This is a genomic window from Streptomyces beijiangensis (assembly GCF_017315755.1).
Taxonomy (GTDB): domain Bacteria; phylum Actinomycetota; class Actinomycetes; order Streptomycetales; family Streptomycetaceae; genus Streptomyces; species Streptomyces beijiangensis.
The window spans coordinates 1-201 of record NZ_JAFLRJ010001058.1; the positions used below are offsets into that span (position 1 = coordinate 1).

The window sequence follows — 201 nt, forward strand, 5'->3', positions numbered from 1 at the left end:
GCGGGGTTTCGGGGGCGTGGCGCGGGGCGGTGAGTCTTGCCCGTACGGCCTCGATCAGGGCGTCGCGCACTCCGTCCACGGCGGTGACGGGGTCGACTTGGGGCGCGGCGACGGCGAGGGACGCGACCGGTTCGTAGCCGGTGATCTCGCGGGAGCCCTCACGCAGGATCAGGGCGTGGCCCGGCGGTATGCGGCGTACGC

The 201-nt window shown here is 74.6% G+C and carries 1 protein-coding gene; it reads right to left on the reverse strand.

Annotated elements, in window-relative coordinates; all coding sequences use genetic code 11:
• A partial coding sequence (locus J0695_RS40525; RefSeq protein ID WP_206969809.1) for a hypothetical protein occupies positions 1-201 on the reverse strand: 201 nt, incomplete at both ends.